Here is a 14,991-nt window from a genome sequence, read left to right as displayed (position 1 = left end):
ATCGTGCGTCTGTCATGATGTGCTGTCCATCTAAAGCCCGGAATCACAAGGAATAGAAAAAGCAAAGGTCGCACCTGGGCCATCGTTTCTGGTGGCCCATAGATGGCCGCGATGGGCCTCGACGATGGAGCGACTCAGCGAGAGTCCGATGCCCATCCCCTCTTGTTTCGTGGTAAAAAACGACTCGAAAAGCCGGTCAGTAGTCTCGGGATCGAAACCAACTCCAGAATCCTGAACAAAAACAGTAGCGTGACCACCATCTGCATCTGTCCGTATGAATAGCTGCCTCGGCCGATCGGTGATCGTGACCATAGCGTCAGAAGCGTTGCGGAGGAGATTCAGAAGGACCTGCTGAAGCTGAACCCGATCACCCTTGACCGGCGGCAAATTGTCGTTGAACTGGTTTTGCACGATCACGCGGTTTTTCTGCAATTCGCTCAATGACAGCGCGATTACTTCCCGAACCGCCTCATTCAGGTTTACCTGTTCGATGTTGATTTGCTTCTTGCTGATGAGTGTGCGTAAACGGGTGATCACATCCGTAGCGCGATTACCATCGCGTATTGTGCGTTGCGCAGTCTCGCGCGCACCGTCGACATTTGGAGGTTCGCTATTCAACATTCGCAAGCAGGTGTTCGCGTTCGTGATAATCCCAGACAGGGGCTGACTAACCTCATGTGCGATCGAAGCGGTCAGTTGTCCGATCGTCATAACGCGCATCATTCTTGCAAGTTCCGCCTGAGTATTGCGTAATTCTTCTTGTGCCTGCTTCCAATCGTGCATGTCCACAACTGTGCCGTGCCACCTTACTATGCGCCCTTCTTGGTCAAGTAATGGCAGCGCTCTCGTCATACACCAACGGTATGTGTGGTCGGCAGCGTGAAACGTACGAACTTCGACGCTATAGGGAGTGCCGCTTTTCACACATGATTTCCAGACTTCCGCTGTCGGTTCGACATCATCGGGATGCAGAAGGTTCATCCAGCCACCGCTCCTAACTTGTTCGGGGCTAAAGCCGGTGTAATCATGCAAGCGGCCATTGCAGTAGTCAATCGCTCCATCGGGCGAAGCACTCCAAAGCATCTCGGGTATGGTTTCTGTTATCTGGAGCAGGTTTAACTCCCGTATGCGTAGCGCCTCTTCTGCTCGCCTCCGATCGTCGATATCGGTATTTGTGCCATACCATTTGAGGATTGCACCTGAGTCATCGCGCATTGGGTCTGCGCGGAACAGAAACCATCGATAATTTCCGTCAAAGCGTCGAAGACGTGCTTCAATTTCGCCCGGTCCTCGCGAGAGAATGATGGATTGCCAGTACTCTGACATCTGGCCGAGATCGTCAGGGTGAATTGCGTCAGTCCATCCTCGCCCCTGTGCCTGCTCAAGTAATAAACCCGTGTAGTCCAGCCACCGCTGGTTGAAGAATTCGACAGTGCCGTCTGGAAGAGCGGACCATGCAAGAACGGGCATCGTATTGATGATCAGGCTCAGGTTTCGCTCACTTGCAAGGATCGCTTCTTCAGAGCGCTTCTTTTCGGAGATATCTCGAATGAATCCGGTGAATACCTTTCGCTGATCCGCGGCCATCTCTCCGAATGAAACTTCTACAGGAAATTCCTCACCGTTAGCCCGCAGCGCAGTCACCTCGGTTCCCTGCCAGTTCAGATGTCTCGCGCCGGTTTCCAGATATCGTTTGAAACCTGTCTCATGGAGGTTACGCATTGCTTCCGGCATGAGAAGCGTGAGAGGTTTGCCGATAAGCTCTTCCAGGTTGTATCCAAATATCCGCTTTGTTGCGGGATTCGCAAGAATGATCGCGCCGCTTTCGTCGATACTGATTACCGCGTCGCTGGCTGTTTCAACCACAACCCGGTATCTAGCTTCGCTTCGCCTGAGTTCGTCCTCCACCCGCTTCCGATCTTCAATATCGGTTGAGAGAATGTACCACCCGGTTATCCGACGATCTTTGTCTCGCACGGGAAGAGAGCGAACGTGGAACCATCGATAAACGCCATCGGCCCGGCGATATCGGTACTCATCGACGAAAGGAGGTCCGCTTGTGATCGAGTTCGTATACGCGGCTATCACGCGAGGGAAGTCATCTGGATGAACGAAGTCGTTGGTTGCCCAACCTTTCACTTCTTCGAGCGTCTTGTCGTAGTCCTCAAGGAATTGCCGATTGACAAACTCGATCTCGCCAGTGGAATTCACAGCACAGACATATCCAGGAATGTTGTCAAGAATGTGACGGAAATTGCTTTCACTCGCTCGCAGCTCCTCTTCGGCACGTTTCCGATCATCGATGTCGGTGGACGTACCGACAAATTTGAGGACTTTTCCTTCTGCATCGCACAAGACCACGGCTCGATTGAGATGCCAGCGATAGGTCCCGTCCTCTGCGCGGAGAAAACGGGTTTCCATTGCGAAACCCTGGCCCGAGCGAACTCCGTCCCAAAAGCTCGTCGATGTTTTTTCCAGATCGTCAGGGTGGACCGCACTCATCCAGGCCTCGGGATGCGATCGGACAAAAGCGAGGGTCTGACCGGTGTATTCAAGCCAGACTTGATTCAGGAAGTCCGGTGTCCCATCGGGCTTGAGCGTCCAGGCGGCTACAGGAATATGCTGCAGTAGTCCAACTTGGAGTTGCAGCTCTTCGTTGGTTTCGGCAAGCTTCCTTGTTCGTTCCGCGACTCGTTTATCGAGTTCACTTGCAACCTGTTTCTGCTCATTCAGCAGAAGTGCATGCTGCAACCCGATAGCTACCTGATTCGCAGCTACTCCAAGCACCAGCCTCTCGGTTTGTTCCGGAAAGCCGAGCCTCTGAGATCCCGCCACGATGAGTCCGAGCTCGCCTTCTATGCCCATTCTGATGGGAAAGGCCGAAACCTCCTGCTCTCCCAGATTCCTAAGTACTTCTTCCGGCCATCGCTGCGGATCTTCTCCAAACCAGTGCTTGAGAGCCTGACCAATCTCCTCCCCGCTATAGCTCGTTCCGGAGAGCTGAGCAGTCTTAAGCGCGTCGGTTGAGGTTCCGTGCGAGTCAAGCCGTACTCGCGCATAGAGGAAATCAAGGTCCAGCATCACAAGAAGGGCATCGAGAAAGGTATCCAGGATTCGACTTGGCTCGCTGCCACTCCAGACAGCTGGAAGTGCAAGGACGCTGACCAGATCGCTCATGCAGCGCTGCAGCCGTTTTACTTCAGTCGCAGGATCTGTTGGTTGCTGGTGCATACTAGCCCGCCGCTACTGGGGATTTGTTCGTCCAGACCGCCGTCTTTTAAATTCGCCGAGAAACTCCTCAGGACGCGTGAAAAAGGGGTTTTGTTGGAGATGCCCCCCCAATAATGACCATCGGGTGCGTCCGCATGATGTCAATTACGGCATCTCCGCTGAGCTTAGCGAGATGGTAAGTGCAGATAACTGCGTCGTCATATCGGCGCCAAACATCGTTCACACGCGATTCAAACTCGATCACATCCTCGATATGAGATTGATCTCCCGACGCCCAATCCATCCGGCACACGATGCGACTCAGTCGGAATCCTTCTGCACTCCTGGCAGAAGCCGCCATCTCTTCGAATGCTGCAAGCATCCGGTCTTGATCGAATTGTCCATCTCGTAGATAGACTTCGGTATTGTTTCGGATCTGAAGCTGTCCGCTTTGCTGATGAGCGGTCGAGTCGATGCCCACCTCAGCTAGACGCTGCAGATGCTTTTGGCGCGCCTCGGGATTGATGACTTGTATGGCTTTGTCTCCGCAGGACAGACCCTCCCGGATGAAGGGAAGTAATACGCGATATTCTTCATCGTCGTTCGCGAAAAATGCGCAGACGTGGCGCACTTCACCGAGTAGAGAGCCAGCGAGAGAAATTGGCTGCAGAGGGCGCTTCATTTGCAAGTCCTCCCGTTGGGAGTCGCTTCGCGAACGGCAAGAACTACCAGCGCGGGTGAATTTCCCGAGCAAAAGTGCCTGACTTATCAGCGATTTCACTCTTCATCGCAAAAGAACAAAGCAGAGATCGATAGTCGGGAATCGCGGGGACCGGGGACCATGGTGACCTACGCGAAAAGGCTTGCATATGCTGCGTAAGGTACAAGCAATTCTATAACGGCGACAACCTTCGTCGACTAAAAAACTCTTTGTCCTGTCGATTTCGGAGCAAACACGCGTCGCGAGGTTGCCGCAGCCGCGAACGACGTAAAGAATTATGACGTCGCACCCTTGAAGAGTCTGACGATCAGAGATCGAGTTCGACCGCGGTCAGCGGAGTTGAGCAACAGATCAAAATGTTCCCTTCGGCTGGCCGATCGAGCGGCTCGGGCGCGTAGCTGATCCTTCCATCGATCAACCCGCACTCGCAATTGTGGCAGACACCCGTCCGGCAGGCCCACCTGACGGGAACATCGCAGGCTTCCGCGAATTCGAGGAGGCTTTCATACCGCGAGTTCCACGGCACTGTGAGACCGCTGCGTGTGAAGGAAACCTTCGGTCCGGTGCCAACGTTTTCGACGGGCGGATGCGGAGAAACGGACGTGGCGCTCGCGATTCCGGGTGTTTTCGACGATTCAGCGCCGAATACCTCGGAATGGATACAGGAGACAGGGACACCCCACGACTTCAAGTCAGCGGTAAAGTCGCGAAGGAAAGCAGCCGGTCCACAGAGATAGAAGTCCGCTTCCTTCGGTACCCGGAGCTGTTGCAAGGATGAGAGATTCAGGTGTCCGCAGATATCGTAATCCTTACCTGACTGATCTCCAACTTCCGGCTTGCTATATGCGACGAAGGAATGATTCTGGGGAAGACCGAGGAGAAGGGCTCGCGCCTCTGCGGCAAATGGGTGCTCCGTGCGATTTCGAGTACCGTAACACCACCAGACTTCTCGCGTTGAGTTTGCGGCGCCATCCGCAAGCGAGTGAAGCATTGAGAGAACCGCGGTCACCCCGATACCGGCGCTGAGCAAGGCAACAGGCCTGTTGCCCGGAGCAAGTGTGAAGCTGCCTCTCGGCGCGCTCACCTGTAGCAGATCGCCAGCCCGAACCCGGTCATGAAAGTAGCGACTCCCTGCGCCAGCGGCACGCTTCACGCTGATGCGATACGTTCCCGTCCCCGGCGGACCGGACATCGAATAGCTTCGCAGGATTAGATCTGAATCCTTTTCCAGTTCGAGTTTGAAAACGAGAAATTGACCGGGAAGAGGCGCCGGTAATGGGCTGCGGTTTTCTGACTCCAAAACAAACGAGAGCACGTCACCACTCTCGCGTTGTACCGCCGCAACTCGCAGTGAGCGAAACCCGCGCCACATCTCAGGTGGCGCGGAAGACGGAGCAAAGCTCGCATTTCCACCCCGGTCGTGTTTCTCTTCGGCCGCGACCAGCGATTGGAACGAGCTCTTCCAACCCGCGCTGAGTGCTGGGATGCGCAGAGCACGTTGCAGTTGATCCGGCGTGCGGCCGGGCAGGTAAAGCAGTCTATCGATTTCCTGGACAGTGACATGCTCTGGTCCGTCGACGACCTTCACGATCTCGTCTCCCGCACCAATTTCCCCTTCTTCGATGACTCGGAAATAAAAGCCCGGTCTCCGATGCGAAACCAGCAGCGCTGGCATCGCCGGGTTCTTCATTCGTATGCCGACGCGATAACAGGTGACGCGCGGCTGAGTTACTTCAAACAGCGCGCCACCGATCCTGTAGCGATCTCCGATACAAACCTCGTTATCTGGCAGACCATCGACTGTCAGGTTTTCGCCGAACTGGCCATACTCAAAGTCGTGTCTTCGGAGATACGCCTCCCAGTGGCGATAAGAGTCGAGCTGATACACCATGACGGCGCGATGCTCTCCACCGTGCCCCGCTAGATCGCCCTGTCCATCGCCATCGAGATTCAGTCGCCGCGCCATCACCCTGCCTGCCACGGATCGTTTCCAGACAGCGGTGTGCACTATCCTGCCTTGCCAGGCAATGTCGCGTGGAAGACCGACGTTCACAGAGATAAGCGAATGCACGATGCTTTGCCTTTCGACGGAGCTCCAGCCGACCTCTTTTGTTGCGGAAAGGGCAGCATGACGATACCGCCGTTTCATGCCTTAGGACGCACCTCCGCAAAGTATTGCGGCGTCTCTATTTTGCTTGACGATCCCTGGTAATATGGCGATCACACAGCCGCAGAGACGCGATGATCTCTGCGGTGCGTGTCACGTCGCATGTGGCGAATGTTCAGACAGCCACTAGATTATTTGCGTCCTTCGGCGTTACTTCTCTCAGTTCGCCTGTCGACAAATCAAAAACAAATCCACGAATCACAATGTCCGAGGGAATCCACGGGTGCGACCTGAGTTTTAGTACCTGCTTTTGCGTAACCAGATTCACGTCGGAATAGCAATGGAATTTATCGGGAGATACTGCGTACACGCCGGTTAGTGTGTGAATGTGGTTCTCAAACGCTTCTTCCGAAAAGATTTCCATTCCGCAGCCAGTGTGCCCGACGATCATGATTTCCCGCACGCCGAGAACGTGAATTGAAAACATGAGAGACCGCACAACATCTTCCGTTGCTGCCGTTCCGACGTTCCGAATCACATCCGCGTCAGCGGGTTTGATGTCTAGCCATTCGAGCAGTTGGTTCACGCGAGGGTCCATACACGTGAGGATTGCAATCTTAGGAGCAGGCTTGTTTGCCAGCGAAGGATCATGGTGCTGTGCATTCTTGCGGTTGGCCGCAATCGCGTGATCGATCAAGCTCATTTGGATTCTCCTGAATCGCGTTGCAAGTCCGGGATTCGGTTTGCGACTACGCGTGGTTGGATGTTGTCTATGCGGATCGAACCCTCTCGTACGGGCTCCGCAGTCTGTTGTCAAAGCTCCAGAGAGGATGAACTCAAGAGTTGTGCATTGAAACCGGAGCATGTGAGGAGTCTCAGTCCGCGCACCTGTAGGCTCCGCAGCAAGCGATGCCTGCGTTGTCAACAAATGTCACGCACGTGTTCTTTCTCCTGCATGGGGCGCTACAGGGTCCGGCTCGACTTTCATGGAGATTCACCGTGGCCGCAGCGCCGATAGCGTGATTAAGCCAGAGATGCCAGCTTGGATCAATTGGACGATAGTATCGGCCAATACCTTCGTATAGGCATCGGCGGTCTGGAATATCGACGGCCATAGAGACTGTCCAGTGCCGTACTTGGCTTGAATTGTGCCAGGGAGCAAGAGAGACACTGGACACGAGAAGCGTATGGCAGGCCTATTGCTGCGAACGGACACCTCTGTGCCTACTGACTCTTCTCTTAGCGCAGAGTGAATCTACCGTACACGATAGCTCCATTCCGTGCCCAAACCTGACAGGGAACTAGTGCCTAATTGATGCTGTGGTCAAAATCGACAATCGTACCGTTCGGCCTTAGCTTTCGTGTAGTCTCTTCGCGCGTCGCTATTTCGCCGGCGCACTGGATGAGCACACGCAGGGCCCGGAACGGGAGATCGTAGAAGCTGCGTTCACGCTGACCCGTAGGCTGAGCATAACCGGCCGGCAAATCAAGCATTGCCATAGACCGGCACGGCCGCGCCGTGAATTGTCTTTGCGTGTTCGCTGGACAGGAACAAAATGACCTGGGCAATGTCCTCGGGCTTGGGCCAGGTCGCGAAGTCCGCTTGCGGCATGGCTGCCCGATTTGCCGGAGTGTCGATTATGCTTGGGAGAATCGAGTTCACTCGCACTCCTGAACCCATGGCGTCCGCGGCGAGCGAGTCCATGAGAGCCACGGCAGCGGCTTTTGAGGCGGAATACGCGGCGGCGCCCGCTCCATGATCGATCGCTGCCTTTGACGCGATGTTTATGATGGAGCCGCGACCCGCCTTCAACATCGCGGGCATGGCAGCGCGCGCAAGAGTGAACCCTGAACGGAGATTTAGAGCCAGCATCTGTTCAAGGGTCTTTGTCGTTATCTCCCATAGCTTCATGCCGCCGGTGTATCCCCCCACCGTGTTCACGAGCACATCGAGAGCGCCGTGGAGCGAGAGCACTTCATCGATGAAGTGTGCTGTCTCCGCTTCGTCGGTGACATCGACTTGCCGGCCTTCAAGTGAAGACGAATGCGAATCGGCAGCAAGCTTCAGAGCGACGAACTATTCTTCTCTGCGATAAGTGACTACCACTTTCGCGCCCTCTTCGAGAAAGGCCTGAGTTACTGATTTTCCCAGGCCACCTGTACCGCCAGCGACTACAACCGTGCGTCCGACAAAGTTGATATTCAAGCTGCCTCCGAGTCACAAATCTGTTGTGTCTAAGAATAACGGGATAGGTGCGCGTCATGCATCTTGTTTCCTTCCTTACGGCTCACCCGAGGATCGAAAACAAAGAGACGGTCACACTCCTCGTTACTCGACCTCCATCTCGTGGGGTCGCAGAGGATCGATCACCACTCACTTGGCGTGTGGGCCGTGTCCATATAGAGCTTTGTCCAAAGCGCAGTTTGAAGCTGCAGAGACTTACACCAGGCGAGGTGCATCTTAGCAACATCTTCAGCGGAATGTCCCTTGGCAGCAAGATACGGTTTGATGGTTTCGTTGATGACCACGATGAAGGCCAGGATGTCGCGCAAAGGAACATAGGGGGTCGAACGCACTCCGTCAACCTTGTTCTTACTTGCCGAAGTATGTCTGCGGGCAATTTCCAGCTGATAGTTGAGCCAGTCCTGGTCATAAGGCCGCCGGCAAGTGTCCAATATCCACTGCTCAAAACGCTCGCCGCTGTTGGCAACATATGCGGGAATACGATCGCCTTCGGGCGTCTGAGAGTGGCGCGCAAGATCGGGAATACTCGCGATGATGCCGTTGCGCCAGTGGTCGACGATTTGCTTTGTCTGGTCTTCGAGCACTTCTCCCGCGAGACGCAGATAGATGGGATCATCATCCGTCCACCCTACCGTGACCTTTAGCTCTTCCAGTTCCTGCATCGAGACCGGCGAGAGTTGAATGTCTTTGCTGCCGTAGGCATACCCTGGGATTTCTTTGGTGGCGTGAATCACGGAAGCGATCTCCTCCCAAACTTGAACGAAAGTCAACTGCAATTATGCGGACGCGACGGAGATTCAGCCGAGAGTCTTCCCAAGGAAATCTCTCATTGCGGCAGCGACCTCTTCCACATGCGTCTCAAGAGCGAAATGCCCTGTGTCGAGAAACTGAACCGTAACGCCTGGAATGTCCCGGCGGAATGCCTCCGCGCCGGCCGGGACAAAATATGGATCGTGCTTGCCCCAGATTACCAGCAGTGGGGGAGTAAACTTTCGGAAGTACTCGTGGAAGGCGGCAGGCTTTAGACGGTCGGGGAGAAATGATTCGAACCTCCTACCCCCTGGTCCCGAAATAACAACCGATGTACTAAGTTGTTGATTCTTTGGGGCTGGTGTTGCGTCTGAGCAGTCCCAAATACATGGTTTTCGGCAGCAATTGGACCCAAGTTGGACCCAAGCTTCCGATCTGCGTTTCAAGATACCGTGGCGCGGGCCGGGCCGTTAGAGATTCGCTTCCTTCTGGTCTCGGGCAAGCTGATCGAGGAGCCGCTGGCGTGGCATGGACCGATCGTGATGAACACGCAGATGGAGCTACGGCAGGCGATAATGGGGCTGCAGAACCGAACATTCATCCGGTAGGAAGTGCTCATTAGATTGGATGGGGGCTTTGCCCATGTGGGCAAAATTCATAGCAGCCCCGCCTGCATCGCCTGCGCAACAAGGCGTCTGAAGAATCTGTGCGTCGCCTTCGGCCCTCCCGCGAATCAGATCTCCCCGGCCTTCTGAAACCGCGACACCTTCGCGAACATCAGTCGCTGCAGCGCCAAGTGCCGATCGGTCTGCAACATTCGCTTCAGCACCTGTGACTGCTGCAGCAGCCCAGCCCCGAACGGCAACTCCGACACGTCCAGCGTTTGGATTGGCTGCTGCACCTCCGCGCAGAGATACTGCACCGCCGCCAGGAAAAGCCCCTCGTTGCCCCCGAACTCGCGATAGATAAGGGTCTTTCGAACTCCCAGCGCGCTGGATTACCCAAGATGCGAAAGGGATTTTTCAAATTCCTTTCGCATTTTCATTCCGTCCCGACACGATGGTTCCCGTTGCATCCGACGCATGTTCCGCGTCCCGATCCGCGGTCCTCGGAATACACACAATTGAGCGCCGTCGGATCTATGTTGATCGGCGGAGTTCGGCGTGCGAGAATTTCAACCCGCGTCGCTCATGGCAACTTTTGGGGACATCTACGCCTTGCGGTTGTAGAGTGGGTAAAACGTTATTCAACGACATTCAGCTTGCAGTGTGTTTCGTCTCGATCGGCGATTAGAACCTAAGGCCGGGTTCGAAAGGGCAGCTTTTTGCTCCGTTCTTCGGCCAGGAAAGGGATGCAATGTATTCGTTTTTGATGAATCTGAGGTGTCCGCCGAGGCAATTCCTGGCAATTGGGCTCCTGGCTACGTTGATGAGTCCATCTCTTTGCGGGCAACAGGCCAGTGGCCAGGCCGCCAGCGATCCCGTTACCCTTGAAATTTTGCTGAAGCGTATCGATCAGCTGGAGGCAAGAGTTCAGCAACTCGAAGCAGAGAGACAACAGGGCGGAAACGTTGGAATCGCGCCGCTACCTGACCGGACTGCTCTGCCTCACAGCGGGCCGCCAGACCTAGTTCGCCCAACAGAGCCAGCCGTTGCCACGGCTGAGTCGTCAAAACCCGCTCTGCCGGTCGCACCCCCAATCGCACCGCCCGTAGCGCACACTCCCGCAGAGCAGGAGCCGATGCAAGGCGAAAGCGCCATGGCTGAGCGCATGGATATGAGCAAGACCCTCTTGCGTATTCGTGGGTTTGGGGACGTCGACCTTCATGGCGACACCCAGAAGGGAGATACAACATCTTTTTCTTTGGGAGAGCTAGATCTCTTCGTAACATCCGATATCTCGGATAAATTCAAGTTTCTCAGCGAGATAGTCTTCGAGGGCGGCCCAGACAACTACCTTGGCGTAATTCAGTCTCAGAGGAACAGCTTTAGTGTGGATTTGGAACGTTACCTGGTGCGCTACTCCCAGAACGACTACCTGAATATCTCGGCCGGTAGGGGCCATACTGCGATCGGATATTACAACACCGCCTATCATCACAGCACATGGCTGCAGACGACTACCGATAGGCCGTTCCTCTTCGCCTTCGAAGATAGCGGAGGGATTCTGCCAATTCACACTGTTGGCGCGACCGTTTCAGGTCTGATTCCTTCAGGTTCCCTGGGATTGCACTATATCGCCGAGATAGGCAACGGGCGGGAATCCCGCTATCCACTTGTGGACGAACCGGTGCAGAATGAAGTCTCCGATGCAAACCATAAGGCCGTCAATCTTGCGATGTTCGCGCGGCCAGACGCGGTGCGGGGACTCCAGACCGGCTTCTCCGTTTATCGCGATCTTCTGGTTCCCGCCAACCAAAGCGCCATCCATGAGACCATCCTCGCAGCACATGCCGTGCTGATTCGACCCAGGTATGAATGGTTGAATGAGGTGTTGCTGGATCGCCACGCACTTGTTTCGGGACCCGAAGTCTTTAACACAGTCGGCTTTTACACGCAGACATCGAGACAGTTCGGCTCTTTCCGCCCCTATGTTCGCTACCAATATGTGAACGTTCCCCGCAAGGAGCCGGTGTACCCAGACGTCGGATTGCGGCAAGGTCCGTCTCTGGGCATCCGTTACGACGCCAGCGAGTCAGTCGCATTGAAGTTCCAATATGACTACACCATGCTGCGCGACCAACCGGCAGTCAAAGGCCTGACTCTCCAACTTGGCTTCACCTTTTAACGAGACTCCTCTGAGAATGAAGCCCAGAACCTCAATCGTCGCCCTGTTGCTTCTGGCTGTGCTATCGCGGCCCGAGGGAGGCATGACGCTGGGGCCAAAGGATTCCGAGACGTCTTCAGACGATCGTAGTACTCCGTCCGAATCGCTGGCGATCGTAGTGAACAAATCGAATCCGATTGACGAGCTCTCGTTTGTTGAACTGCGCCGAGTGTTCTTGGGAGAACGCAGTCACTGGTCAAACGGGCGGCGAATCACGGTTGTCATGCGCGAACCGGGAGAACCGGAACGACGGACAATCCTTCGTGAAGTCTGTACTATGAACGAAGCGCAGTTCAAGACGCACTTACTTGGCGGCCTGTTTACAGGCGATATCTTGGTGTCTCCCAAGATCCTTGCAGCACCCTCCGGTGTCCGAAAATTTGTCTTCAATGTGCCGGGAGCGATAGGCTACCTGCGGATGAGCGACGTCGACGCAACTATAAAAGTTGTGCGCGTTGACAAACTACTCCCCGAAGATAGAGGCTACAGGCTCCGTATAAGAGCTGAGGCTGGCAATTGAAATGAGCGACGACCTCAAACTCGATACCAAGCGCCCATCCGGATTTGTGTATCTGTTTGTGGCGAGACTGGTCAGTTTCGTCTCGCGTCACAGCGCTTCGCTCCTGTTGCTACTTATATCCTGTGTTGTTGGCACGGTTGGCATCTTTGTGATTCGTGACCTGCAGGCAGCAAACCGTGAGGCCCAGGATATGTATACCGGCTCGGTTCACGGGCTCCAGCGGATCGGCGAATTACAGTACGACACTCAAGAGACGCGGCGTGCTACTTTGTATGCTTTGACGACCAGCGACAGTAATCTCCAGATTGAATATGCGGACCAGTCCCGCAATGCAGACCAGCGCGTGAAAGAGGGGATTGCAGAATATCAGCTACAAGCGAAACAGCCTGTTGAGATAGCAATCGGCGACCGCTTGACCCGTGATTGGACCCAGTATCTCAACATTCGCGATGAAGTACTTGCCTCGATTCTCGAAGGTAGCACAAAGGAGGCGGTCAGCCTTGATCTTGTGGGAGGGGTGCAGGCGTTTGAACGAGTTCATAGCGATCTTAAGGAATTCAAACAACTTTACGATGAAGAAGCAGCGGCGCGCCGGGCTAATCTGGTAGCATCCTCACGCCGCTCGACGGTAAGGCTGATTGCGGTATTTAGCATCGCATTTCTGACCTCCTGTGCAGCGGCTTGGGCCATCCAGAAAAGCAAGACGATGAGCGCGATCCAACTTGCAAAACTACAGATGGAGTTTGTCGCCTCTGTATCCCATGAGTTGCGAACGCCGCTGGCCGTGCTCAGTTCGGCGGCAGACAATATCGCCGATGGGCTGGTACATGATAAGGCGTCTCTCAGGAAATACGGGGGCGTGCTCCAGAATCAGAGTCGCCGCATGGGCGCACTGATTGACGAGATATTGCTCTTCGCCTCCACCGAGGACCGGAGTCAGCGATACGTGCTGCAGCCAATTCAAGTTGCCCAGGTAATCGACTCAGTTATTTCCAATTCGGAGGGGCTGATTCGAGACAGGAACTTCATCCTGGATCGCAAGATCGAACCGGATCTGCCACTCGTGATGGGCGACTTCGGAGGAATCTCTCAGTGCCTTCACAATCTCATCGGCAACGCATTGAAGTATGGTGGCGACGAACGATGGATATCTATAGAAGCCTTTCTTGCGCCTTCGGGGTACACTGCAAGCCGGGAGATATGCATTGCCGTCGCCGATCGTGGAATCGGTATCGAAGCGTCGGAAATCGGGCGCATTTTTGAACCGTTTTATCGCAGTCCCAGGGTTACAGCCCGCCAGATTCACGGAACAGGCTTGGGACTCTCGTTGGCGCAACGGATCGCGGAAGCGATGGGAGGCAGGATCACCGTGGTAAGCACCGCGAATGTGGGAACAACGTTTACGTTGCACCTTCAAATTGCGAAAGGGGCGGAACTGCATTTGGCTCCTGCCGGAGGCCAGCAAACGTCGTCACCGTCATGAACGAGAGCATTCTGATCGTCGAAGATGAAGAAGAATTATGCCTCACGCTCGGGGACCGCCTGCGGAGCGAAGGATACTCAGTGGAATTTGCCGGCGATGGCCAGGCCGGCCTCGAAAAGGCAACTCGACTGCCCTTTCATCTCATTATCCTGGATATCATGCTACCGCTCCGCAGCGGACTGGATGTGTGCGCCGAACTCCGCCAACGCGGATTATCGACTCCGATTTTGCTTTTGACAGCGCGCAGCCAGACAATCGACAAGATAGCGGGATTGAAGATAGGCGCGGATGATTATGTCACCAAGCCCTTCGATACGTCTGAACTGATGGCTCGTATTGAGGTCCTCTTACGTCGAGCTCCATTCAGAAATGAGATTGAGCCCAGAAGAGGGCAAAATATCTATCGATTCGGCCAGATAGTAATAGATATTCAGAGTACCAAGGTCACTCAAGACGGCAAATCTGTCGATCTAACAGATCGTGAATTTCGTCTGTTGCATTACTTCGCGAAACATCCCAGAGTAACCCTGTCTCGGGAAGAACTGCTACGGGAAGTGTGGGGTCACAAGTCCGGAACATTGACTCGAACCGTCGATGTCCATGTCGCCAGCCTGCGTCAGAAGCTGGAGCCGTTTCCCAAAAAACCCGAGCTTATTCTTACAGTTCCCGGAGCCGGTTACCGATTTCAAGCGTGAACTGAGCGGACTCCAACCCGCGCAACATAAGACGGTTTGCTTGCGCCCTGCAACGCTGCCAAGGCTCGCTTATGATGTTCTTCCGTGTACCAGCTTGGCGCGTAGTCTTCGAGCAACTCGATCAACTCCGCCAGCGCTTCCTTCGCAGTCAGCGGATGTATATCCGCGATGAGAGCAGACTCCTCCGCCATTGTATGCACATTGCTAAGTTCGGAAATTTTCAATTTACCTCCCATTGCGATTACTCAGGGCGCCGACCATCACCGAGGAAGGTGTCAGTTGAAATTCCTGACCGTGCATGGAGCCCTTACCCTGCGTCATATAAGACCACCTTCGCAAAGAACTGCGCTGTAAAAAGATGTAAAGACGAGAAGAGGGCAGCTTTCGCATGCAAATGAGCCCTTCTTTGCTCTTGATCAAACTCCGCCCGGCGA

General features: G+C 54.7%; 15 protein-coding genes. 5 read left to right on the top strand and 10 right to left on the bottom strand.

Annotation, left to right across the window (positions count from 1 at the left end; translation table 11 throughout):
- Positions 1 to 30 precede the first annotated feature (30 nt).
- The 8 genes from OHL23_RS26620 to OHL23_RS26590 all read right to left on the bottom strand — a co-directional run bounded on the left by OHL23_RS26620 (position 31) and on the right by OHL23_RS26590 (position 9,479).
- A complete protein-coding gene (locus OHL23_RS26620) occupies positions 31 to 3,231 on the bottom strand; it encodes a PAS domain S-box protein (RefSeq protein ID WP_263355090.1) in 3,201 nt (1,066 codons plus the stop codon).
- Between the two features lie 67 nt (positions 3,232 to 3,298).
- Positions 3,299 to 3,892, bottom strand: a complete 594-nt coding sequence (locus tag OHL23_RS26615) for an MEDS domain-containing protein (protein ID WP_263355089.1) — start codon at positions 3,890 to 3,892, stop codon at positions 3,299 to 3,301.
- 346 nt (positions 3,893 to 4,238) lie between these two features.
- Entirely contained in the window at positions 4,239 to 6,080 is a 1,842-nt protein-coding gene (locus tag OHL23_RS26610) for an MOSC and FAD-binding oxidoreductase domain-containing protein (protein ID WP_263355088.1), read from the bottom strand.
- Between the two features lie 133 nt (positions 6,081 to 6,213).
- A complete protein-coding gene (locus tag OHL23_RS26605; protein ID WP_263355087.1) occupies positions 6,214 to 6,741 on the bottom strand; it encodes a beta-class carbonic anhydrase in 528 nt (175 codons plus the stop codon).
- Between the two features lie 783 nt (positions 6,742 to 7,524).
- Positions 7,525 to 8,106, bottom strand: a complete 582-nt coding sequence (locus tag OHL23_RS26600) for an SDR family NAD(P)-dependent oxidoreductase (protein WP_396127434.1) — start codon at positions 8,104 to 8,106, stop codon at positions 7,525 to 7,527.
- A gap of 9 nt (positions 8,107 to 8,115) precedes the next feature.
- Positions 8,116 to 8,244, bottom strand: a complete 129-nt coding sequence (locus tag OHL23_RS29090) for an SDR family NAD(P)-dependent oxidoreductase (protein WP_396127429.1) — start codon at positions 8,242 to 8,244, stop codon at positions 8,116 to 8,118.
- Between the two features lie 161 nt (positions 8,245 to 8,405).
- Positions 8,406 to 9,017, bottom strand: coding sequence for a protoglobin domain-containing protein (locus OHL23_RS26595; RefSeq protein ID WP_263355086.1), 612 nt, complete (start codon positions 9,015 to 9,017; stop codon positions 8,406 to 8,408).
- Positions 9,018 to 9,080: 63 nt separating this feature from the next.
- Positions 9,081 to 9,479 carry an alpha/beta fold hydrolase gene (locus tag OHL23_RS26590; protein ID WP_263355085.1) on the bottom strand — a complete coding sequence of 133 codons (399 nt, stop codon included), beginning with the start codon at positions 9,477 to 9,479 and terminating at the stop codon, positions 9,081 to 9,083.
- Positions 9,480 to 9,485: 6 nt separating this feature from the next.
- On the opposite strand from OHL23_RS26590, the gene OHL23_RS26585 reads away from it, so the two are divergent.
- Positions 9,486 to 9,641 carry a pirin-like C-terminal cupin domain-containing protein gene (locus tag OHL23_RS26585; RefSeq protein ID WP_263355084.1) on the top strand — a complete coding sequence of 52 codons (156 nt, stop codon included), beginning with the start codon at positions 9,486 to 9,488 and terminating at the stop codon, positions 9,639 to 9,641.
- Between the two features lie 125 nt (positions 9,642 to 9,766).
- On the opposite strand, the gene OHL23_RS26580 is transcribed toward OHL23_RS26585, so the two are convergent.
- Positions 9,767 to 9,955 (bottom strand): hypothetical protein, encoded by a 189-nt coding sequence (locus OHL23_RS26580; RefSeq protein ID WP_263355083.1) that lies wholly within the window; start codon positions 9,953 to 9,955, stop codon positions 9,767 to 9,769.
- 506 nt (positions 9,956 to 10,461) lie between these two features.
- On the opposite strand from OHL23_RS26580, the gene OHL23_RS26575 reads away from it, so the two are divergent.
- The 4 genes from OHL23_RS26575 to OHL23_RS26560 are packed head-to-tail and all read left to right on the top strand — an operon-like array spanning position 10,462 to position 14,557.
- Positions 10,462 to 11,820, top strand: coding sequence for a hypothetical protein (locus tag OHL23_RS26575; RefSeq protein WP_263355082.1), 1,359 nt, complete (start codon positions 10,462 to 10,464; stop codon positions 11,818 to 11,820).
- A 16-nt stretch (positions 11,821 to 11,836) separates the two neighbouring features.
- Entirely contained in the window at positions 11,837 to 12,379 is a 543-nt protein-coding gene (locus tag OHL23_RS26570) for a type 2 periplasmic-binding domain-containing protein (RefSeq protein ID WP_263355081.1), read from the top strand.
- Position 12,380: 1 nt separating this feature from the next.
- On the top strand, positions 12,381 to 13,862 hold the full coding sequence (locus OHL23_RS26565) for a sensor histidine kinase (RefSeq protein WP_263355080.1): 1,482 nt from the start codon (positions 12,381 to 12,383) through the stop codon (positions 13,860 to 13,862).
- Complete coding sequence (locus OHL23_RS26560) at positions 13,859 to 14,557, top strand: response regulator transcription factor (RefSeq protein WP_263355079.1); 699 nt, start codon at positions 13,859 to 13,861, stop codon at positions 14,555 to 14,557. The genes OHL23_RS26565 and OHL23_RS26560 overlap by 4 nt, the downstream gene beginning before the upstream one ends.
- Here OHL23_RS26560 and OHL23_RS26555 read toward each other — a convergent pair.
- Complete coding sequence (locus OHL23_RS26555; RefSeq protein WP_263355078.1) at positions 14,548 to 14,781, bottom strand: hypothetical protein; 234 nt, start codon at positions 14,779 to 14,781, stop codon at positions 14,548 to 14,550. The two genes, OHL23_RS26560 and OHL23_RS26555, sit on opposite strands and share 10 nt — an antisense overlap.
- Positions 14,782 to 14,991 lie beyond the last annotated feature (210 nt).

Origin of the sequence: Acidicapsa acidisoli (assembly GCF_025685625.1) — a bacterium.
Classification (GTDB): domain Bacteria; phylum Acidobacteriota; class Terriglobia; order Terriglobales; family Acidobacteriaceae; genus Acidicapsa; species Acidicapsa acidisoli.
The sequence above is the reverse complement of the archived record's forward strand: the minus strand, read 5'-3'. Positions and strand labels throughout refer to the sequence as shown.

Coding starts and splice junctions, on each gene's coding strand:
- OHL23_RS26605 (WP_263355087.1), bottom strand. CDS start 6,741: ATGAGCTTGATCGATCACGCGATTGCGGCCAACCGCAAGAATGCACAG.
- OHL23_RS26620 (WP_263355090.1), bottom strand. CDS start 3,231: ATGCACCAGCAACCAACAGATCCTGCGACTGAAGTAAAACGGCTGCAG.
- OHL23_RS26565 (WP_263355080.1), top strand. CDS start 12,381: ATGAGCGACGACCTCAAACTCGATACCAAGCGCCCATCCGGATTTGTG.
- OHL23_RS26575 (WP_263355082.1), top strand. CDS start 10,462: ATGAGTCCATCTCTTTGCGGGCAACAGGCCAGTGGCCAGGCCGCCAGC.
- OHL23_RS26560 (WP_263355079.1), top strand. CDS start 13,859: ATGAACGAGAGCATTCTGATCGTCGAAGATGAAGAAGAATTATGCCTC.
- OHL23_RS26615 (WP_263355089.1), bottom strand. CDS start 3,892: ATGAAGCGCCCTCTGCAGCCAATTTCTCTCGCTGGCTCTCTACTCGGT.
- OHL23_RS26570 (WP_263355081.1), top strand. CDS start 11,837: ATGAAGCCCAGAACCTCAATCGTCGCCCTGTTGCTTCTGGCTGTGCTA.
- OHL23_RS26610 (WP_263355088.1), bottom strand. CDS start 6,080: ATGAAACGGCGGTATCGTCATGCTGCCCTTTCCGCAACAAAAGAGGTC.